An 18,502-nucleotide genomic window follows, 5' to 3' on the forward strand; every position below is an offset into this window, starting at 1 on the left:
AAAGAGACGGCGGCGATACTGAACGCATGAAGCTCAGCCGCCCGGTCTCCTGGTTCCTGCTCGCCTTCGGGGTGTGGTCCTGGGTCATCTGGGTCACTTTCGTTAAAAATCTCATCAAGGACGGCAGCGGGCTCGCGTTCGACCACGGTCACCCGACGGCGTACTTCTGGGTGCATCTGACGCTCGCCGTCGTCTCCTTCGTATTGGGGACGGTCATCGGGGTCATCGGGTTGCGCGGACTGCGCGCTTTGCGCCAGACCTCATAAGTCAAGGCAAATACACACAAACGGCAGAACGGGCAGCGGGGGTCACGGCACGATGGTCGTCGTCTTCGGGGTATTCGCGCTCCTCGCGCTCGGCGTCCTCGTCGCCGGCAACTGGTACCTGTGGCGCCGTCTGTTCCGAGACACGACCCGGGGCCCCGGCCTCGCGCGCCGCGCGGGTGCGGCCGGAATCGCGGCCGGCTGGGTGCTGGCGGTGGGAGCCGTCGTCGGCGAGCGCGCGGGCGCGCCCTTCTGGCTCCAGCAGGTCCTGGCCTGGCCCGGCTTCCTCTGGCTCGCGCTGTCGATCTACCTGCTGCTGGCCGTGGCGGCCGGTGAGGTCGTACGGCCCCTGCTGCGCCGACTGCTGGAACGGCGGGCGCGCGCCACGGCGGCCGTACCGCAGGCGCAGCCGGTACCGGCGGGAACCGTACCCCCGCAGGCACCGGAGGCCGAACCCGAACCCGCACCGCTCCCGGAGCCGTCGCGCCGCCTCTTCGTCTCCCGTGCCCTCGCAGGAGCCGCGGCCGCTGCCGCCGTGGGAACGGTCGGCTACGGCACCTACGGCGTGCTGCGCGGCCCCGCTGTGAAGCGCGTCACCGTACCGCTGGCCAAACTCCCGCGTGCGGCCCACGGCTACCGCATCGCCGTGGTCAGCGACATCCACCTGGGCCCGATCCTCGGCCGGGGCTTCGCGCAGAAGGTCGTCGACACGATCAACGCCACCCAGCCGGACATCGTCGCGGTCGTCGGCGACCTGGTGGACGGCAGCGTGAAGAACCTGGGACCGGCGGCGGCGCCGCTGTCGCAGCTGAAGGCGCCCTCCTACTTCGTCACCGGCAACCACGAGTACTTCTCCGGCGCCCGGCAGTGGGTACAGGAGGTACGGCGGCTCGGGCTGCATCCCCTGGAGAACGCCCGCACCGAGCTGCCCTGGTTCGACCTGGCCGGCGTCAACGACATCGCGGGCGAGAGCGAGGGCCAGGGCCCCGACTTCACCAAGGCGCTCGGCGACCGGGATGCGGCACGCGCGTGCGTGCTCCTCGCCCACCAGCCGGTCCAGATCCACGACGCCGTCAAGCACGGCGTGGACCTCCAGCTCTCCGGCCACACCCACGGCGGCCAGCTCTGGCCCGGCAACTTCATCGCGGCCGCCGCGAACCCGACCGTCGCGGGCCTGGAGCGCTACGGCGACACACAGCTCTACGTCAGCCGGGGTGCGGGCGCCTGGGGGCCGCCCACGCGGGTGGGCGCGCCGTCGGACATCACCGTGATCGAACTGGCCTCGACGCAGGCTTGACCGAAACCGTTCGGCGCACTCCCTGTGAGAGTGCTGTGAAATCTCCCCGAAACCCCTTGCGGTAACGGCTTTCTCAACTCGCCATATCCCTCTTCCCCCAGGTGAAACACCTGTGATTAGGTGAGCCGCGCCACTAGGGGAGTGGCATATGGGTGGGGGCCCGTCAGGGCCGGGGAGGGCAACCGATGCGCTCGGTTCGCATGCGGATTCTCGCGACATTGCTGGTACTGGCGGGCGTGGGGGTCGGCGGCTGGCAGCTGCTGCCGTCGCAGGAGAACACCGACAGGACCATCGCGGTCGGCACGACGGACGAGGTCACCTCGCTCGATCCGGCCGGAGCCTACGACGCGGGGTCCTGGGCCTTGTTCAGCAACGTTTTCCAGTCACTGCTGACCTTCGAGCCGGGCGGCGCCTCACCGGTGCCCGACGCGGCCCGCAGCTGCGACTTCGTGGGCAGCCAACTGACCACCTACCGCTGCACGTTGCGTACGGGACTCGCCTTTCCCAGCGGCCGCACGATGACCGCCGAGGACGTGAAGTACTCCTTCGACCGGGTCAAGGCGATCAAGTCCGACGTCGGCCCGTCCTCGCTGCTGAGCACGCTCCGCTCGGTCGACGCGAACGGCCTGACGGTCACCTTCCATCTGTCCTCGCCCGACGCCACGTTCCCGTTCAAGGTGGCCACCGGGGCGGGCTCGATCGTCGACAGCCACGCGTACCCGAAGGACCACCTGCGCACCGACCCCGGCGCCGACGGCACCGGACCGTACGAGCTGGCGTCGTACACCAAGGGCAAGAAGGCGGCTCTCACGCCGAACACGCACTACAGTGGCGCCGCCCAGAAGACGGGCCGGCCCATCGACCTGCTCTACTACGTCGACTCGGACGCCCTCGACAAGGCCTGGACCGCGAAGCGGATCGACGTCGCCACCCGCCAGCTGCCGCCCAAGATCCTGTCCCGGCTCTCGGCGAGCGACCCGAACCAGCGCCTGGCCGAGTCCGACAGCGCCGAGACCCGCAACCTCTACCTCAACACCCGCGCGAACGCGCCCCTGCACGACACCAGGGTCAGGCAGGCCATGGCATGGCTGATCAACCGTGAGGAGCTCGCCGCCACGGTGTACGAGGGGACCGTCGACCCGCTGTACTCGCTGATCCCGACGGGCATCACCGGCCACACCACCTCGTTCTTCGACGCCTACCCGAAGCTGGACGCGAAGAAGGCGAAGGCCCTGCTCACCGCGGCCGGTGTGACGACGCCGGTCCGCTTCACCTACGGCTACGCCGAGAACCGCGGCTCCTCCGAGGCGGAGGCCCAGGCCATCAAGACGCAGCTGGAGGCGAGCGGCCTGTTCAAGGTGACCCTCAAGGGCTACGGGTGGACCTCCTTCCAGGAGGCCTGGGCCACCGGCAAGCTGGACGCGTACGCCGTCGGCTGGGTCGCCGACTACCCGGACCCGGACACCTTCGGCGCCCCGCTCGTCGGCACCAAGGGAACCATGAACACCGGCTACAGCAACAAGGCCGTCGATGAGCTCATCCAGGCCAGCCAGCGGTACGCCGACCGCGGCGACGCCGCCTCCGACTTCAGCACGCTGCAGCGGGACGTCGCCCACGACGTGCCGGTCATCCCGCTGTGGCAGGGCAAGGAGTACGTCCTCAGCACCGAGGACGTCGGCGGCAGCCAGTATCTCGACGACGGCACCGGTGTGTTCCGGCTCTGGAGCCTCAACTGGATCTGACGCCTCTCGCGGCGTTGACATTCGCCCCAGTGACGTCGGACGCTCACCTGACGCGGGACCATGTGGCGGAGGTGTGCGCGGGGTGAGGAGTAGACGTGTTGAGACGCAACTCCTTCCGGCTGCCCCGGCATCCGGCATCCGTCGGTCTGGCACGGCGCCGGGTGCGGGACCATCTGGCCGACTGGGGGCACGGTCCGGACGATCCGGCGCTGGCGGACGCGGTGCTGCTGGTGTCCGAGCTGGCGACCAACGTCGTACGCCACGGAGCGCTCCTCGAGCGCGAGTTCGAGGTGGCGGTGACCGCGCTCGCCGACGGATCCTGTCTCATAGAGGTCTCGGACGAGGGCCGGCTGGAGCCCCGATTACGGCTGGTCGGCGAGGGGGACGAGAGCGGCCGGGGCCTGCATCTGGTGGAGACCGTCGCGGCGGCCTGGGGGGTGTGGAGCAGAGGGCGCCACGGCAAGACGGTGTGGGCCCTCGTCGTGGTCCACACCTGAGCACCGCCCGCTAGTCATGGCCGTACCGCCGTCCGGGACGGCAGGGTGACCGTCACCTGCAAGCCCTCACCCGGCGCTGTCTCCACCGTCACCTCACCGCCGTGAGCCTCCACCACCCCCTGCACGATCGCCAGGCCCAGCCCGCTGCCCGCGCCGCCGCCGGCCCGGAAGAAGCGGTCGAAGACCCGGGCCGCGTCCTGTTCGCACAGCCCCGGACCCTCGTCCGCGACACACAGCCGCACCACCCCGTCCTCCCGCTCCACCCCCAGCCGCACCGCCACCTCCTCGGGTGTGTGCGTGCGAACGTTGCCCACCAGATTGCCCAGCACCTGTCTCAGCCCCGACTCGTCGGCGTGCACCAGCACGGCGCCGTCGGCCGCGACCTTGATCGGCCGCTCCGGCTGCTGCACCCGCAAGTCCTCGGCCGCGTCCCGCACCAGACGGCTCACGTCGACGTTCCTGAAGCGCAGCTCGGGCTGCTGGTCGAGGCGGGCCAGGGTGAGCAGTTCGTCCACGAGCCGCCCCATGCGGTCGGTCTCCGCCAGCACCCGCTCCCAGGCCCGCTTGCGCTCGTCGGGATCGCTGAGCATGCCCTTGTCGTACAGCTGGAGATAGCCGCGTATCGCGGACAGCGGGGTGCGCAGCTCGTGCGAGGCGTCGGCGACGAAGCGGCGCAGCTGGGCCGCGCTGTGCTCGCGCGTGCGGTGCGCCGACTCGACCTGGTGGAGCATGGAGTTGAGGGCGAGCCGCAGCTGTTCGACCTCCTGGGTCGGATGGTGGCTGGAGGGCACGCGCCGGGTCAGGTCGCCCTCGGCTATCGCCGTCGACGTCTCCACCATGTCCTCCAGCGGCCGCATCCGGCGGCTGACGCTCATCATCGTGAGCCAGGCCAGCAGCACCAGCAGCAGCGAACCGATGGCGAGGTCGAGCTTGAGGGCCTTGAGCATGCCGTGATGCAGGGCGTCGGTGGAGCTGGCGAACAGGATGTACGTGCCGTCGGCGAGGCGGGTCGCGGTGGCGCGGTAGCGGGCGCCGTGCACCATGATGTCGTGCGGGTCGGCGGCCGCGGCGAGGGCGCGGGGATCGTCCACCGCACTCGCGAGGGCGCGCTGGGTGTCCGTCGGGGCGAAACGGGCCAGGGCTACCGGCTTTCCGCGCGCGTCGACGGCGGTGAGGATCGAGTCCGGCCGGGCCTGTTCGTCGTGCTGCGGCATGAACCGGTCGCGGACGATCGCCAGCGCGCCCAGCGCGTCGATCTGGTCCATCGTGAGCGAACCGCCCAGCGACTGCCGGGTCTTGTTCAGTTCGGCGTCCACCTGGTTCAGCAGGTAGTACCGCATGCCCATCAGGCTGACCGCGGTCGCCGCGACGATGCCGAGCGCCAGCAGCGCGACGTTCGCCAGCGTCAGCTTGGCGCGCAGCGAATGCATGCCGCGCTCGCAGTGCGGCCACCGGATCCTCATGCCAGCCCGTATCCCACACCGCGCCGGGTGGTGATCACCGGCGGTCCGAGCGCGTCCAGCTTGCGGCGCAGGTAACTGATGTAGGTCTCCACCACGGTCGACTCGGGCGGTGTGTGCTCGTACTGCCAGACATGCCGCAGCAGTTGCTCCTTGGGTACGATCCGGCCGCCGTTGCGCACCAGGAAGCGCAGCAGGGCGTACTCGGTGGGGGTGAGCTCGACGGAGCGGCCCGCGCGGTGGACGCTGTAGGTCGTCTCGTCCAGCTCCAGGTCGCCGTAGCGCAGCGGGGGCCGCTGCGGCAGGACGTCCGCCGTGCGGGTGCGCCGCAGCACCGCGGTGATACGGGCGACGACCTCGTCGATGTTGAACGGCTTGGTGATGTAGTCGTCGCCGAAGCCGAGGGCGCCGACGATCTCGGCGGGCGAGTCCCGTGCGGTGAGGAAGACCAGCGCCAGGTCGGGCCGCCTGGTGCGCAGTTCGCGCCCCAGCGCCCGCCCGTCCCCGTCCGGGAGCATGACGTCGAGCAGCGCCGCGTCGGGTCGGGTGCGCTCGGCGAGCGCGAGGGCCTCGCGAACGGTGCCCGCGACCATCACCTCGAACCGGTGGTAGCGCAGGGCGATGGCGAGGACGTCCGCGATGCTCGGTTCGTCCTCCACCACCAGCACGGTGCCTGGAGCCGTCGTCATGACCCCAGTATCGGGCGGGCCACTGACAGCGGGGCCGGATCCGTCTTTGGAGTTCCTTGAGAGTCATGGGCATTCGTGTCCACGCGCGCGTGCCGCCGCCAATCCTGTTGCGCAGGACCTGGGGGACCAACCGACGAACCACAAAGGAGCGTTGATCGTGGCGGCATTGGCACGGTGGTGCTATCGGCATCGGCTGGTGGTCCTGTTGCTGTGGGTGGGGGCGTTGTTCGGCCTGGGCTTCTCGGCCTCGACGGCGGGCACGAACTACGCGAATGTCTTCTCCCTCCCGGACACGGACTCCAAGAGCGCGTACGACCTGATGGAGAAGGCGTTCCCGAACACCTCGGGCGACACCGACACGGTGGTGTGGAAGGTCGACCAGGGCTCGGTGAAGGACCAGGCGGTCCAGGACCGGATCCAGCCGGCCCTCGACAGGATCGCGAAAATGAAGGGCGTGGGCGCGGTCGCCGGCCCGTACACCGGCGCCCGGGGCGCGGCGCAGATCAGCAGTGACGGAAGGATCGCGTACGCCCAGCTGACCTTCGCCAAGCGTGCGAACGAGGTGCCCAAGGACCTCGTACAGAACGTCATGGACACCGCGCAGGGCGCCAGGAAGAGCGGCCTGCACGTCGAGTTGGGCGGCCAGGCGATCCAGCGCGTCCAGCAGCCGCCGCAGGGCCTGTCCGAGATGGTCGGCATCATCGCCGCGGCCGTCGTGCTGTTCCTGGCCTTCGGCTCGCTCTTCGCGATGCTGCTGCCGATCGCCATCGCGGTCTTCGGCGTCGGCATGGGCCTGTTCTCCACCCAGCTGCTCAGCCATGCCACCGACATCCCCGACATCGCCCCGCTGCTCGCCTCCCTGATCGGCCTGGGTGTCGGCATCGACTACGCGCTGTTCATCGTCACCCGGCACCGGCGCGGCATCCTGCGCGGCCTGGACCCCGAGGAGTCGGCGGTCACGGCCCTCAACACCTCGGGCCGGGCGGTGCTGTTCGCGGGCGGCACGGTCTGCATCGCGCTCGCCGGCATGCTCGTGACGCAACTGCGCTTCCTGGACGGTGTGGTCATCGGCACCTCGCTGACGGTCGTGCTCAGCGTCATGGCCGCCACCACCCTGCTCCCGGCCCTGCTCGGCTTCCTGGGCCCGCGGGTCCTCAGCCGCCGTCAGCGCCGCAGGCTCGCCGCCGACGGCCCCGAGCCGGAGCGGGCGAGCGGCCTCGCGGCCCGCTGGTCGACCAATGTCGAAAAGCGCCCCCGCAGGATCGCCGCCCTCGCCCTGGTGGTCATGGCCGTCCTTGCCATCCCCGTCCTGTCGCTCCGCCTCGGTGCCACCGACCAGGGCAACGACGACGCGTCGACGACCACCAGGAAGGCGTACGACCTGCTCGCCGAGGGCTTCGGCCCCGGCTTCAACGGCCCGCTCCAGGTGGTCACCCAGGGCGGCGACACCGCCACCTTGGTCAAGGGCATCGAAACCACCCCCGGCGTGGCCCGCGTGGCCGCCCTGCCGCCCGCGCAGGGCGTGACGGTCATCCAGGTCGTACCGAAGACGTCACCGCAGTCCAAGGAGACGGACGACCTGATCGACACGCTGCGGAACGAGGTGATCCCGAAGGCAGGGGCGAAGGCCCATGTCGGCGGCGTGACCGCGGTCTCCAAGGACTTCGCATCCGTCACCGGCGACCGGCTGCCGCTGTTCATCGCGACGATCATCGGCCTCGGCTTCCTGCTCCTGCTGATCGCCTTCCGCTCCCTGGTGGTGCCGCTGACGGCCGCCCTGATGAACCTGATCGCCGCGGCCGCCTCCTTCGGCGTCCTCGTCGCGGTCTTCCAGTGGGGCTGGGGCCTGGACCTGCTGGGTCTCGGCAAGGAGGGCCCGATCAACGCCTTCCTGCCGGTCATCATGCTGTCCCTGCTGTTCGGCCTCTCGATGGACTACCAGGTCTTCCTGGTGAGCCGGATGCACGAGGAGTGGGTGCACACCCGGGACAACGCCCGCGCGGTCCGGGTCGGCCTGGCGGAGACCAGCCGGGTCATCAACTCCGCGGCCCTGATCATGGTCTGCGTGTTCCTGGCCTTCGTGCTGAGCGGCGACTCGGGGGCCGCGATGGCGGGCGTGGGCCTGGCCGCCGCGGTGGCCCTGGACGCCTTCATCCTCCGTACGGCACTGGTGCCGGCCGCGATGCATCTGCTGGGCAACTCCAACTGGTGGCTGCCGTCCTGGCTGGAGAAGCGGCTTCCGCACCTGGCGGTCGAGCCGAGGGAGGAGGCCGAGCCCGCACCCGGGGAAGGCCCCGCCTCCGTGGTCCACGGCTTCATACGCGCCGCCGACGGCGAGCCGGTGGACGGCGCCTCGGTGACTCTGCTGACGAAGGGCGGACGCCGCCTGGACCGGGTGACGTCGCTGGCGGACGGCTCGTACATCGTGTCGGTGCCCGCACCGGGCACCTATCTGCTGGCGACGAGCGCGACGTCGTACGGCTCACGGGCGGCACAGGTCGTGGTGGGGGACGGGCCGCTGGTGTACGACGTGGAGCTGGCGGAGGGGGAGGTGGACGCGGTGAACTGACCGCGTCCCGCGCCTCAGGACGACTTGCCGGGGGTCGGCAGCACCTTCGTCATCCCCGGCAGGAAGTCCGTGAACAGCTCGTGCACCTCCCGCACCAGCGGCCGCAGCACCCGGAACCGCGCCAGCGACACCCCACGGGCCGTCAGCCGCGCGCCCCGCTCGGCCAGCCGGTAGCTCCGCTCCCGCCCCTCGGTCCGGTCGAAGATCCAGTACAGGACAAGGCCCATCTGGGAGAGCCACATCAACTCGGGCAGCACGTCCCGCAGTTCCTCCGGGACCTTCGTCTTTGTCGCGCCCGCCAGCACCTCCCGGTGGACCGAAATGGCTTCCACGCGCGCGTGCTCCGACTCCTCGGAGAACGGGCTGAGCGGACTGTCCGGGTCGGCGGCGTTCTTGAAGAACTGCACCGCGAACTCGTGGTACGGCGTGGCGATGTCCAGCCACACCTTCAGGACGCCCGCGAGCCGCGCCTCCAGATCGGTCTCCCGGTCCAGGACCTCCCGGATCGCCACCCGGTGCTCGGCGGCGAGCCGGTCGTAGAAGCCCTGGATCAGATGTTCCTTGCCGGCGAAGTAGTAGTACGCGTTGCCGACGGAGACCCCTGCCTCCTGGGCGATGGCCCGCATCGTCGTCTTCTCGTAGCCGCGCTCCTGGAACAGCCGCATGGCGGTCTCCAGGATCAGCGCACGGGTCTGCTCGGACTTGCTGGGGTGGCCGCCCTCGTCGGGGCCGTCGTTCTTCGCAGGCACGGAAAGAGAGCCTACGGGGTGACACAGGAGCCGCTGTCGCAGCCCGGTGCGCCGTACGTCCAGCCCTGGCCCGGGTGGTAGGCCCACCCGTCGCCCGACCACCGCCCCTCAACGAGGCGCTGCGCGCCGCCCCTATTGATTGCTGCGCGGCGGTACACCTGCCCGCCCCACATCGAGCCCCGCCACTTCGCCGCCGCGAGGACCGCGCCTCTGGCGAGCCTCGCCCCCGACGGAGTGCTGAGTCGGTGCGCCAGCGGCCGGTGCTCGCGCAGCGCCCACAGGGTGACGATCCAGGCGGCGGCGGACCGGTAGACCTGCCCGGCGTCGCCGACGACGGTGATCTCGTCGAGGGTGGCGCCGTGGTCGAGGCCGGGGAAGCGCCGCCGGGCCGCTTCGGACGCCGCGGGCACGAACTCCAGGGGCACGAGCTGCGGCTGCCGTACGAGCCAGTCGCGCAGGAAGGCGCAGAGCGCGCACTCGGCGTCGTACAGGACGGTGAGCCGGCGGACCGGGACCCGGTCCGCCTTCGCGGCGCTCACGTCGCTCACGCCCCGACCCAGTCGTGCGGCGCGACCGGCGGCACCTGCTCCCGCTCCAGCATCCCGCGCCGCCGGATCTTGTTGAGGACGTACACGTTGCCCAGGTGCATCACCCCGAGCACCAGCAGCACCACGCCGAGCTTGGTCGACAGGGCCTCGAAGATCCCCCGGGTGTCCTCGATGGTCTCGTCGCTGCTCAGATACAGCGCGACGAAGCCGAGGTTGACGAGGTAGAAGCCGACCACCAGGAGGTGGTTGACGGCCTCGGCGAGCTTCTCGTTCCCCTTCAGCACGTCGGCGAGGAAGATCCGCCCGTTGCGGCTGAGCGTGCGGGCCACCCAGATGGTCAGCGCGATGCTGACCAGCAGGTAGATGACGTAGGCGATGACCGTGCGGTCCATGCCCCACCCCTTCTTGAACGCGTTCAAAACGCTGACAGGGATGACTGTAGACCTGTTTTTGAACACGTTCAAGCCGGATGGGGCAGCGCGGACCGGGCAGGCCTCAGGGGCGGCGGCCGAGCTCCGGGCGCTTGCTGTAGTCGGTGAACCCGATGACGTTCCCCCAGGGGTCGGCGATCTCCACGGTCCAGCCGGTGGCGACGGAGAAGGGGTCGTCGAGCAGCGGGATGCCCGCCGCGGCGAGGGAGTCGGCCGCCTTCCGTGCGTCGGCCACCTCGATCCATACGCGGGGCGAGGGCCACGGCGGCGACCGGTGCCCGAGCTCCTCCTCCTGGCGCAGCAGGATCCCCGGTGTCTCGCCACCGACCTTCAGCAGGGCGATCCCGGCCTCGTCGAACCGGAAGCCCACCGTGAACCCGGCGCGCCGGTAGAAGTCGACCGCCACGGAGAGGTCTCCGACGGGCAGCAGCACGTTGTCGAATCCGAGCAGTTCGTACGACTGGTCATCTGACATACCGTCAGAATAGGAGCGGTGGAGCGCACCCGCGCGGACCGGACGTGCGGGGTCACTCGCCCGGGCGAGCGCCGTCCCCGGGAACGCGTACGCCAAGGGCCCCGCTCCCGGAACGGATTCCGGGAGCGGGGCCCTCAGCGACGTACGGAAGACGTACGGAAGACCTCGGGAAAGGTCAGAAGCGGCGCGTGATCAGCGCCCGCTTCACCTCCTGGATCGCCTTCGTGACCTCGATACCGCGCGGGCAGGCGTCCGTGCAGTTGAAGGTCGTGCGGCAGCGCCACACGCCGTCACGGTCGTTGAGGATCTCCAGGCGCTGCTCGCCGGCCTCGTCGCGCGAGTCGAAGATGAAGCGGTGCGCGTTGACGATGGCGGCCGGACCGAAGTACTGGCCGTCGTTCCAGAAGACCGGGCAGGACGAGGTGCACGCGGCGCACAGGATGCACTTCGTGGTGTCGTCGAAGCGCTCGCGGTCCTCGGCCGTCTGCAGCCGCTCACGCGTGGGCTCGTTCGTGTCCTTCGTGATGAGGAAGGGCATGACGTCCCGGTACGCCTGGAAGAACGGCTCCATGTCGACCACGAGGTCCTTGAGGACCGTGAGGCCCTTGATGGGCTCGACCGTGATCGGCTTCTCGGGGTTGATGTCCTTGATGAGGGTCTTGCAGGCAAGGCGGTTCTTGCCGTTGATCCTCATCGCGTCCGAGCCGCAGATGCCGTGCGCGCAGGAACGGCGGAAGGTCAGCGTGCCGTCGACGTCCCACTTGATCTTGTGTAGGCCGTCGAGGACGCGCTCCTTGGGGTCGATCTCCAGCTGGAAGTCTTCCCAGGTCGCCTCGGCCGAGACCTCCGGGTTGAACCGGCGGACGCGGAAGGTGACGGTGATGTAGGGGGACGCGGCGGACTCCGCCTCCACCTTGTCCAGAACGGGGGTTGCCATCAGTACTTACGCTCCATCGGCTGGTAGCGGGTCTGGACGACCGGCTTGTAGTCGAGACGGATGGACTCGGTGCCGTCGTCGCCCACCTCGCGGTACGCCATGGTGTGGCGCATGAAGTTGACGTCGTCGCGGTTCGGGTAGTCCTCGCGGTAGTGACCGCCGCGGGACTCCTTGCGGGCCAGCGCCGACACCGCCATGACCTCGGCCAGGTCGAGCAGGTTGCCCAGCTCGACGGCCTCGAGCAGGTCGGTGTTGAACCGCTTGCCCTTGTCCTGGATCGCGACGTTCTTGTAGCGCTCGCGCAGCTCGGCGATCTTCTCGACCGCGGTCTTGATCGTCTGCTCGGTGCGGAACACCATGACGTTCGCGTCCATGGTCTCCTGCAGCTCGCGGCGCAGGACCGCCACGCGCTCGGTGCCGGTGGACGTACGCAGCCGCTCGATCTGCGAGACCACCAGCTCCGCCGGGTTCTCCGGGAGCTCGACGTACTCCGCCGTCTGGCTGTACTCCGCCGCCGCGATACCGGCCCGGCGGCCGAACACGTTGATGTCGAGCAGCGAGTTGGTGCCGAGGCGGTTGGCGCCGTGCACCGACACACAGGCGACCTCGCCGGCCGCGTACAGGCCCGGGACGACCGTCGTGTTGTCGCTGAGGACCTCACCCTCGACGTTCGTCGGGATGCCGCCCATGGCGTAGTGCGCGGTGGGCTGGATCGGGATCGGGTCCGTGTAGGGCTCGATACCGAGGTACGTCCGCGCGAACTCGGTGATGTCCGGGAGCTTGGCGTCCAGCTGCTCCGGCGGGAGGTGCGTCAGGTCCAGGTAGACGTGGTCGCCCTCGGGACCGCAGCCGCGGCCCTCGCGGATCTCCGTGTAGATGGAGCGGGAGACGACGTCACGGGACGCGAGGTCCTTCATGACCGGCGCGTACTTCTCCATGAAGCGCTCGCCGTCCTTGTTGCGGAGGATGCCGCCCTCACCGCGGGCGCCCTCCGTCAGCAGGATGCCCATGCGCCAGATGCCGGTCGGGTGGAACTGGAAGAACTCCATGTCCTCCAGCGGCAGCCCGCGCCGGTACACGGCGGCCTGGCCGTCACCGGTCAGGGTGTGCGCGTTCGACGTCACCTTGAAGAACTTGCCGCAGCCGCCGGACGCGTAGATCACGGCCTTCGCCTGGAAGACGTGGATCTCGCCGGTCGCCAGCTCGTACGCCACGACGCCGGCCGACCGCTTCACGCCGTCGACCTCGGTGATCAGCTGGTCGAGGACGTAGAACTCGTTGAAGAACTCCACGCCCTCCTTCACGCAGTTCTGGTACAGCGTCTGGAGGATCATGTGGCCGGTGCGGTCCGCGGCGTAGCAGGACCGGCGGACCGGGGCCTCGCCGTGGTTGCGGCTGTGACCGCCGAAGCGGCGCTGGTCGATCGTGCCGTTCGGGGTGCGGTTGAACGGCAGGCCCATCTTCTCCAGGTCGAGGACCGAGTCGATGGCCTCCTTCGCCAGGATCTCGGCGGCGTCCTGGTCGACCAGGTAGTCACCGCCCTTGACCGTGTCGAAGGTGTGCCACTCCCAGTTGTCCTCCTCCACGTTGGCCAGCGCGGCGGCCATGCCGCCCTGCGCGGCGCCCGTGTGGGAGCGGGTGGGGTAGAGCTTGGTCAGCACGGCGGTGCGGCTGCGCTTCGTGGACTCGATGGCCGCGCGCATGCCCGCGCCACCGGCGCCGACGATGACGGTGTCGTACTTGTGGATCTTCATGGTGGTTGCCTCAGCCCCGTGCCTAGCGGATGTTCGGGTCGAAGGTGAAGATCACCAGCGTGCCCAGCAGGATGGTGAACACCGTGGCGGTGTAGAGCAGGCCCTTGAGCCACAGCCGGGTGTTCGCGCGCTCCGCGTAGTCGTTGATGACCGTGCGCAGGCCGTTGGCGCCGTGCAGCATCGCGAGCCACAGCATCAGCAGGTCCCAGACCTGCCAGAACGGGCTCGCCCAGCGGCCCGCCACGAAGGCGAAGCCGATCTTCGACACGCCGCCGTCCAGCACGAGCTGGATCAGCAGGTGGCCGAGGACCAGGACGACCAGCACGATGCCGGACAGGCGCATGAAGAGCCAGGCGGCCATCTCGAAGTTGCCCCGGGTCGACTTCGGGGTCTTCCTGGTGCGCTTGCGCGGGGCCTCGATGAGGGGCGCCGGGTTGTCCACGTTGTAGAGCGAACCGCCCTCGACGGGGCCGATCCCGGACGCGGTGGTTTCAGTGGTGGCCATCGGTGTCAGCTCCCGAACAGTTCACGAGCGGCGTGACCGAGGACGGGGTAGATCGCCCCGAGCATCAGCACGACCCACAGGCCGACGACGGACCAGAGCATCTGCTTCTGGTAGCGCGGGCCCTTCGACCAGAAGTCGACGGCGATGACGCGCAGGCCGTTCAGTGCGTGGAAGAGGATGGCGGCGACGAGGCCATACTCCAGCACAGCGACGATCGGGGTCTTGTACGTGGCTACGACCTTGTCGTAGTCCTCGGGGGAGACACGGACGAGAGCGGTGTCCAGCACGTGAACGAACAGGAAGAAGAAGATGAGGACGCCGGTGACTCGGTGAGCCACCCAGGACCACATTCCTTCCCGGCCGCGGTACAGCGTTCCAGCCGGCACGGAAGTCCCTCCGGGAGCGGGGATTGGGGCCGCGCCGGCTTTGCCTGTCGGTCGGGCCCGGCCGGGTACGGTCCACCGGCCCCCAGCATCGTAGCGACGCGCTGCCGCAAGCTTTACGGGGGGCCTACCGGTGTGATCAAAGTGGCACGCGTATGGGTTAGCGTTTGTGGCTTCTGGGGCGGGGTGTCCTGTTATTTGCCGGGTGCGGGTTCGCTGTGGCTGGTCGCGCCCACGCGGCGGCAGCCGCACATTGTCACGGCCCCGCGCCCCTGAGGAGCTGCACCAAGCGTTCCCTGGCCAGGCGCCGGAGCTCCTCTGCCGCAACCACCCGTTCTTCCTCCGGGTCGTTCGTCAGGCGCGAGCGGATTCCTGCCAGGGCGTGGTCCAGCGTCTCGTCCGGAGAGAGGCCCTCCAGGCAGATCACGAAGGCGTGGCCGAACTTCGCCTCGTAGGCCGCGTGGGCTGCGCTCAGGGCCGTGTACGCGATTGCGTACGTTTCGTCCGGCAGTGGCGGCAATGTCTCGCCTGCCAGGGCCTCCGACAGGTCCGTCGGGGACAGGTCGTACGCCGCCTCGTCCGATGCGGCGAGCAGCGAGTCGATGTCCGGGTACGGGCGATGGTCCGCCACTCGGTGGGCCCAGCGGAGGCTGCGGAGGCAGTCCAGAAGGAGCTTGCGGGCCTCTTCCGCGGGCGCGACGTTGAAGGCGTCCAGGATGCTGGGCAGCGTCGGTATGGGGGCGGCTCGGCCAGGAAGTTGTGTGGGCGTCACGTGTGTTTCGGCAGAGGATGCTGTGAGAGCTGCGAAGGATGTGGTCTTACGTTATCGAGATCGGGCGCGAGGTGTCCGGCGGATGCCCGAATTTCACCCGCAAGAGAGAGTTTTGGAATGCGTGGTGGACGCGTCGTGTTGCCCGTGGGCCTTAGGTTGACGCTGTGAGCCAGCACAGGCGCCGGTCTCCGGCGCAGAACGTGAAGCAGCGGCGGCGCATGATCATCGCGGGTGCGGTCGCCGGGACCGTCGCGCTCGGGATCGGCCTGGGTTTCTGGGCCTCCGGCGACGACGGCGGGCCTGCCGGGTCCACGCAGCAGTCGCCGTCGGCCGGCAGATCCGGCGCGCAGTCCAGCGCCTCGGGCGGCCGGAGTCCGGCGCCGCGCCCGACCGGTTCGTACGCCCTGTCGAAGGCTCCTCAGACCATCCCCGCCGTGCGCTCCCACACCGCGGCCCGCGGGCCCGGCTGGCGTCCGGCGCGTGGTGAGCGCGTCGTCGTGAACGACGCCGAGCTGGCCGACGAGGGTCGCCTGATCGCCGGTGAGCTGGGGCTGATGTACGCGGGTGAGAAGGACGACGTGCAGGCCGGGGACGTACGGCTGGCACTGGGCGACGGCGACGGGGCGAACCCTGAGTCGTATGCGATGACCGTGCGCGGTGGCCGGGTCAACATCAGCGGGCCGTCGGATGCCGGGGTGTTCTACGGCACGCGGACGCTCAAGCAGGAGGTGCACGGCGGCGGTACGGCGCCCGAGGGCATCGTGCGGGACCAGCCGGCCAAGGCGGTGCGCGGGTTCATGCTGGACATCGCGCGCAAGCACTTCACCGCCGGCTGGATCGAGGACCGGGTGCGTGAGCTCGGGGACCTGAAGTTCAACCAGCTGGGGCTGCACTTCTCCGACGACCAGGGGTTCCGGATCCAGTCCGACACGCACCCCGAGATCGTGTCGCAGCAGCACCTGACGAAGGCCGAGGTGAGGCAGATCGTCGATCTCGCCGCGAGTCGGCACATCACCGTGGTGCCGGAGATCGACTCGCCCGGGCATCTGGGGGCGGTCATCGCCGCCCACCCCGATCTGCAGCTGCGCAATGCGCAGGGCGTGGCGGCGAAGGGGGCCGTCGACATCTCCAAGCCGGCCGCCGCCAAGATCGTCGACGATCTGCTCAACGAGTACGCCGGCCTTTTCCCCGGCAACCAGTGGAATCTCGGCGGTGACGAGTACCTGGCGCTGATGGTGTCCAACCCGGCCGCCTCCTATCCGCAGCTGGCCGCCGCCGCGGTGAACAAGTACGGGTCCGGTGGCACCGTCTCCGATCTGACCACGGGGTGGCTCAACGACCGGGCCGCCACGATCCGGGCCCACGGCCGGACCATGCGGGTGTGGAACGACGGGTTCTTCCGCGGGACGTCCGTGCAGCCCGCGAAGGATCTGCAGGTCGCGTACTGGACGGGCAAGGAGTTCGGCGCGCGGCAGCCGGTGGAGTATCTGAGTGCCGGACGGAAGCTGATCAACTACAACGACGAGTTCCTGTACTACGTCCTCGGGCAGCCCAACAACTTCGTCTACCCGACCGGACAGCGGATCTACGAGCAGTGGACGCCGCGCGTCGTGCGGGGCACGCAGGCGGTCCCGGCGCAGTACGACGGGCAGATTCTCGGCGGGTCCTTCGCCGTGTGGTGCGACCTGTCGAACTCCCAGACGCAGGACCAGGTCGCGGCCGGGATCCGGATGCCGCTGCGGGCGACGGTGCAGAAGCTGTGGGATCCGGGGCAGCCGGGGCTGTCGTGGACACAGTTCAAGGCACTGGCCGGTCGGCTGGGCTGAGCGCGCCCGGCGGGCCCCGGCCTTCTTGGCCCATACGGCTGCGAACTGTCGTACGACTGTGGTGTATTCGGCGCGAGCCGAAGGTGACACAGCCGTGGGGGGCCGGGATGGGCTACTGGGGGTATTTCGTCGTGGGCCGCAGCGAGCGGCCGCTCGCCGAGCTCGATGCGCTCGCCGGGGCGAAGGGCATGCTGCAGCGGTCGTCGGCGGCCGGTGGCTGGCAGGTCTGGGAGTACCCGAGCGGGGACGGCGAGGTCGGGAACATGAACGTCCTGGCCGCCGAGACCGGGGCGCCCGCGCTCTTCGGATACGTCATGGACAGCGCCTCGGTCGTGGTGGAGGCGGCGGCGCCCGAGAGCGGGGCGTGGACCACCTGTCTCGCGCGGGCCGCGATGGCGGGGTACCTCGGCGCCACGAGCGAGGGGCTCACGATCGAGGACTATTTCCTGGAGCCGCGGGACGCGGCCGACCGGGCGGTCGCCTGGGCCGCCGAGGCGGGGCAGGACGTGGACACCGGGCCGTTGCTGGACGTTCTGACCGCCGACGCCGATCCGTTGGCCGAAAACCTCTTTTTCCAGTTGCTCGACCGGCTCGGTGTGGTACCGCTGTGACACTCCCGGGCCGTCGCACGCAGTAAGGGGAAGTGCGGGCTCCGTAAGGGAAGAGCCCTGCTGGGCCCGGTACGGGACCCGCAGAAGGAGGCGTGGATGAGCCTGGTGGAACTGATCGCTCAGGCCGACGACCGCGGACTGGCCGCCAGCGGGTTGGCTTGTTTGGATCGGTGTGTGCCGCTGCTGGGCGGTGACGACGAGATCCTGCGGCCGCTGTGGGCCAGCCTCGCGGACTCCGGTGACGTCGGTGACTGGGGCGAGCGGCTGCAGCATGCGCGCGAGAAGCTCGGCGGCGCCGAGGAGCCGGGCGAGGGCGAGGCGGCGCTGCTGGCCCGCCGGATGCTGGCGGCTGCGCCGGTGGAGCGGTCCGGGGCGCAGGTGCGGGTGTGGGCGGATGCGTGCTCGGTCGCTGCGCTGCAGATTCATCGGATGCTGGATCCGCTGGAGGACGAGGCGTCCTCGGTCGACTCTCGGCGGGAGGGGCGTACGGAGGGGATGTCACCGCTCGTCGCTGCGGAGTTGCGGCGACAGGTCGCCGTACTCGAGTTGCTTGCCGGGCATGGGGTGGGTGGGCTGCGCCGTGCGCTGGAGGTGTCGATCGAGGGGCGGCGGGTGTTGCAGGCCGTGGTGTCCCGTCGGGCGCGGCGGGGGTAGGGCGGGGGAGGTTGTTGGGCGGGTGCGGGTGTGCGTGCGGGTGTGCGTGTGCGTGCGGGTGCGTCGTGGCTGGTCGCGCAGTTCCCCGCGCCCCTGAAAGCCACTGCCGGCGCCCCTCGGGAAAGCCGCTCCCGGCGCCACCGGAGAGGCCGCAACTCGCGCCCCTCGGGAAAGCCGCTCCCGGTGCCACCGGACAAGCCGCCTTCCGGCGCCCGGGGAAAGCCGCTCCCGGTGCCACCGGACAAGCCGCAAGGCCGGGAAGTTAAGGCTGGCTGGGGCGCTGTCCAGGCGCGGGTGGGCGTGCTGGCCCTGCGGTGAATGACGAACGGGACCGCTGGTA

19 protein-coding genes are annotated in these 18,502 nt (G+C 69.9%); 8 read left to right on the plus strand and 11 right to left on the minus strand.

Translation table 11 applies throughout. From position 1 onward, the window contains the following. The first annotated feature begins 26 nt into the window (after positions 1-26). The 4 genes from AB0N07_RS22190 to AB0N07_RS22205 all read left to right on the plus strand — a co-directional run bounded on the left by AB0N07_RS22190 (position 27) and on the right by AB0N07_RS22205 (position 3,799). Positions 27-266: a hypothetical protein gene (locus AB0N07_RS22190; RefSeq protein ID WP_365837551.1), complete on the plus strand. Its 240-nt coding sequence runs from the start codon at positions 27-29 to the stop codon at positions 264-266. 52 nt (positions 267-318) lie between these two features. Further along, positions 319-1,560, plus strand: coding sequence for a metallophosphoesterase (locus AB0N07_RS22195; RefSeq protein WP_365837553.1), 1,242 nt, complete (start codon positions 319-321; stop codon positions 1,558-1,560). A 185-nt stretch (positions 1,561-1,745) separates the two neighbouring features. Continuing rightward, the gene (locus AB0N07_RS22200) at positions 1,746-3,302 is read left to right on the plus strand and encodes an ABC transporter substrate-binding protein (RefSeq protein WP_365837555.1); all 1,557 of its coding nucleotides are present in this window, start codon (positions 1,746-1,748) and stop codon (positions 3,300-3,302) included. A 95-nt stretch (positions 3,303-3,397) separates the two neighbouring features. Further along, positions 3,398-3,799 carry an ATP-binding protein gene (locus AB0N07_RS22205; RefSeq protein WP_365837557.1) on the plus strand — a complete coding sequence of 134 codons (402 nt, stop codon included), beginning with the start codon at positions 3,398-3,400 and terminating at the stop codon, positions 3,797-3,799. A gap of 14 nt (positions 3,800-3,813) precedes the next feature. Here AB0N07_RS22205 and AB0N07_RS22210 read toward each other — a convergent pair whose 3' ends face one another. Together AB0N07_RS22210 and AB0N07_RS22215 are read right to left on the minus strand one after the other, a co-directional pair. Then, positions 3,814-5,262 carry a HAMP domain-containing sensor histidine kinase gene (locus AB0N07_RS22210; RefSeq protein ID WP_365837559.1) on the minus strand — a complete coding sequence of 483 codons (1,449 nt, stop codon included), beginning with the start codon at positions 5,260-5,262 and terminating at the stop codon, positions 3,814-3,816. Continuing rightward, on the minus strand, positions 5,259-5,948 hold the full coding sequence (locus tag AB0N07_RS22215) for a response regulator transcription factor (RefSeq protein WP_365837561.1): 690 nt from the start codon (positions 5,946-5,948) through the stop codon (positions 5,259-5,261). Before AB0N07_RS22215 ends, AB0N07_RS22210 begins: the two co-directional genes overlap by 4 nt. 166 nt (positions 5,949-6,114) lie before the next feature. Here AB0N07_RS22215 and AB0N07_RS22220 point away from each other — a divergent pair, with 166 nt between their 5' ends. Then, positions 6,115-8,517, plus strand: coding sequence for an MMPL family transporter (locus tag AB0N07_RS22220; RefSeq protein WP_365837585.1), 2,403 nt, complete (start codon positions 6,115-6,117; stop codon positions 8,515-8,517). A gap of 14 nt (positions 8,518-8,531) precedes the next feature. Here the strand turns inward: AB0N07_RS22220 and AB0N07_RS22225 are convergent, their stop codons facing one another. The 9 genes from AB0N07_RS22225 to AB0N07_RS22265 form a co-directional block, all read right to left on the minus strand. Further along, the gene (locus tag AB0N07_RS22225; protein WP_365837563.1) at positions 8,532-9,266 is read right to left on the minus strand and encodes a TetR family transcriptional regulator; all 735 of its coding nucleotides are present in this window, start codon (positions 9,264-9,266) and stop codon (positions 8,532-8,534) included. Between the two features lie 11 nt (positions 9,267-9,277). Then, positions 9,278-9,814 (minus strand): DCC1-like thiol-disulfide oxidoreductase family protein, encoded by a 537-nt coding sequence (locus AB0N07_RS22230; protein WP_365837565.1) that lies wholly within the window; start codon positions 9,812-9,814, stop codon positions 9,278-9,280. Further along, a complete protein-coding gene (locus AB0N07_RS22235) occupies positions 9,811-10,206 on the minus strand; it encodes a hypothetical protein (RefSeq protein ID WP_365837567.1) in 396 nt (131 codons plus the stop codon). The genes AB0N07_RS22230 and AB0N07_RS22235 overlap by 4 nt, the downstream gene beginning before the upstream one ends. Positions 10,207-10,309: 103 nt before the next feature. Continuing rightward, on the minus strand, positions 10,310-10,720 hold the full coding sequence (locus AB0N07_RS22240) for a VOC family protein (protein ID WP_365837569.1): 411 nt from the start codon (positions 10,718-10,720) through the stop codon (positions 10,310-10,312). A gap of 175 nt (positions 10,721-10,895) precedes the next feature. Then, positions 10,896-11,657 (minus strand): succinate dehydrogenase iron-sulfur subunit, encoded by a 762-nt coding sequence (locus AB0N07_RS22245; protein ID WP_351462344.1) that lies wholly within the window; start codon positions 11,655-11,657, stop codon positions 10,896-10,898. Further along, positions 11,657-13,411 (minus strand): succinate dehydrogenase flavoprotein subunit, encoded by a 1,755-nt coding sequence (sdhA, locus tag AB0N07_RS22250; RefSeq protein WP_365837572.1) that lies wholly within the window; start codon positions 13,409-13,411, stop codon positions 11,657-11,659. The genes AB0N07_RS22245 and sdhA overlap by 1 nt, the downstream gene beginning before the upstream one ends. A gap of 22 nt (positions 13,412-13,433) precedes the next feature. Beyond that, the gene (locus AB0N07_RS22255; protein ID WP_365837574.1) at positions 13,434-13,916 is read right to left on the minus strand and encodes a succinate dehydrogenase hydrophobic membrane anchor subunit; all 483 of its coding nucleotides are present in this window, start codon (positions 13,914-13,916) and stop codon (positions 13,434-13,436) included. Between the two features lie 5 nt (positions 13,917-13,921). Next, complete coding sequence (gene sdhC / locus AB0N07_RS22260) at positions 13,922-14,302, minus strand: succinate dehydrogenase, cytochrome b556 subunit (protein WP_037884595.1); 381 nt, start codon at positions 14,300-14,302, stop codon at positions 13,922-13,924. 253 nt (positions 14,303-14,555) lie between these two features. After that, a complete protein-coding gene (locus tag AB0N07_RS22265; RefSeq protein WP_365837577.1) occupies positions 14,556-15,071 on the minus strand; it encodes a 2-oxo-4-hydroxy-4-carboxy-5-ureidoimidazoline decarboxylase in 516 nt (171 codons plus the stop codon). Positions 15,072-15,289: 218 nt separating this feature from the next. Here AB0N07_RS22265 and AB0N07_RS22270 point away from each other — a divergent pair, with 218 nt between their 5' ends. The 3 genes from AB0N07_RS22270 to AB0N07_RS22280 all read left to right on the plus strand — a co-directional run bounded on the left by AB0N07_RS22270 (position 15,290) and on the right by AB0N07_RS22280 (position 18,162). Continuing rightward, positions 15,290-16,897: a glycoside hydrolase family 20 protein gene (locus AB0N07_RS22270; protein ID WP_365837588.1), complete on the plus strand. Its 1,608-nt coding sequence runs from the start codon at positions 15,290-15,292 to the stop codon at positions 16,895-16,897. Between the two features lie 107 nt (positions 16,898-17,004). Next, entirely contained in the window at positions 17,005-17,508 is a 504-nt protein-coding gene (locus AB0N07_RS22275; protein WP_365837590.1) for a hypothetical protein, read from the plus strand. 96 nt (positions 17,509-17,604) lie between these two features. Next, positions 17,605-18,162, plus strand: coding sequence for a hypothetical protein (locus tag AB0N07_RS22280; RefSeq protein WP_365837579.1), 558 nt, complete (start codon positions 17,605-17,607; stop codon positions 18,160-18,162). Positions 18,163-18,502: the final 340 nt, after the last annotated feature.

It is taken from the genome of Streptomyces sp. NPDC051172, from assembly GCF_040682555.1.
GTDB lineage: Bacteria > Actinomycetota > Actinomycetes > Streptomycetales > Streptomycetaceae > Streptomyces.

What these genes read in the sequence shown, in the direction of transcription:
- AB0N07_RS22280 (WP_365837579.1), top strand. Translation starts at nt 17,605, where the DNA reads ATGAGCCTGGTGGAACTGATCGCTCAGGCCGACGACCGCGGACTGGCC.
- AB0N07_RS22195 (WP_365837553.1), top strand. Translation starts at nt 319, where the DNA reads ATGGTCGTCGTCTTCGGGGTATTCGCGCTCCTCGCGCTCGGCGTCCTC.
- sdhA (WP_365837572.1), bottom strand. Translation starts at nt 13,411, where the DNA reads ATGAAGATCCACAAGTACGACACCGTCATCGTCGGCGCCGGTGGCGCG.
- AB0N07_RS22215 (WP_365837561.1), bottom strand. Translation starts at nt 5,948, where the DNA reads ATGACGACGGCTCCAGGCACCGTGCTGGTGGTGGAGGACGAACCGAGC.
- AB0N07_RS22235 (WP_365837567.1), bottom strand. Translation starts at nt 10,206, where the DNA reads ATGGACCGCACGGTCATCGCCTACGTCATCTACCTGCTGGTCAGCATC.
- AB0N07_RS22190 (WP_365837551.1), top strand. Translation starts at nt 27, where the DNA reads ATGAAGCTCAGCCGCCCGGTCTCCTGGTTCCTGCTCGCCTTCGGGGTG.
- AB0N07_RS22240 (WP_365837569.1), bottom strand. Translation starts at nt 10,720, where the DNA reads ATGTCAGATGACCAGTCGTACGAACTGCTCGGATTCGACAACGTGCTG.
- AB0N07_RS22275 (WP_365837590.1), top strand. Translation starts at nt 17,005, where the DNA reads ATGGGCTACTGGGGGTATTTCGTCGTGGGCCGCAGCGAGCGGCCGCTC.
- AB0N07_RS22200 (WP_365837555.1), top strand. Translation starts at nt 1,746, where the DNA reads ATGCGCTCGGTTCGCATGCGGATTCTCGCGACATTGCTGGTACTGGCG.
- AB0N07_RS22255 (WP_365837574.1), bottom strand. Translation starts at nt 13,916, where the DNA reads ATGGCCACCACTGAAACCACCGCGTCCGGGATCGGCCCCGTCGAGGGC.
- AB0N07_RS22210 (WP_365837559.1), bottom strand. Translation starts at nt 5,262, where the DNA reads ATGAGGATCCGGTGGCCGCACTGCGAGCGCGGCATGCATTCGCTGCGC.
- AB0N07_RS22245 (WP_351462344.1), bottom strand. Translation starts at nt 11,657, where the DNA reads ATGGCAACCCCCGTTCTGGACAAGGTGGAGGCGGAGTCCGCCGCGTCC.
- AB0N07_RS22270 (WP_365837588.1), top strand. Translation starts at nt 15,290, where the DNA reads ATGATCATCGCGGGTGCGGTCGCCGGGACCGTCGCGCTCGGGATCGGC.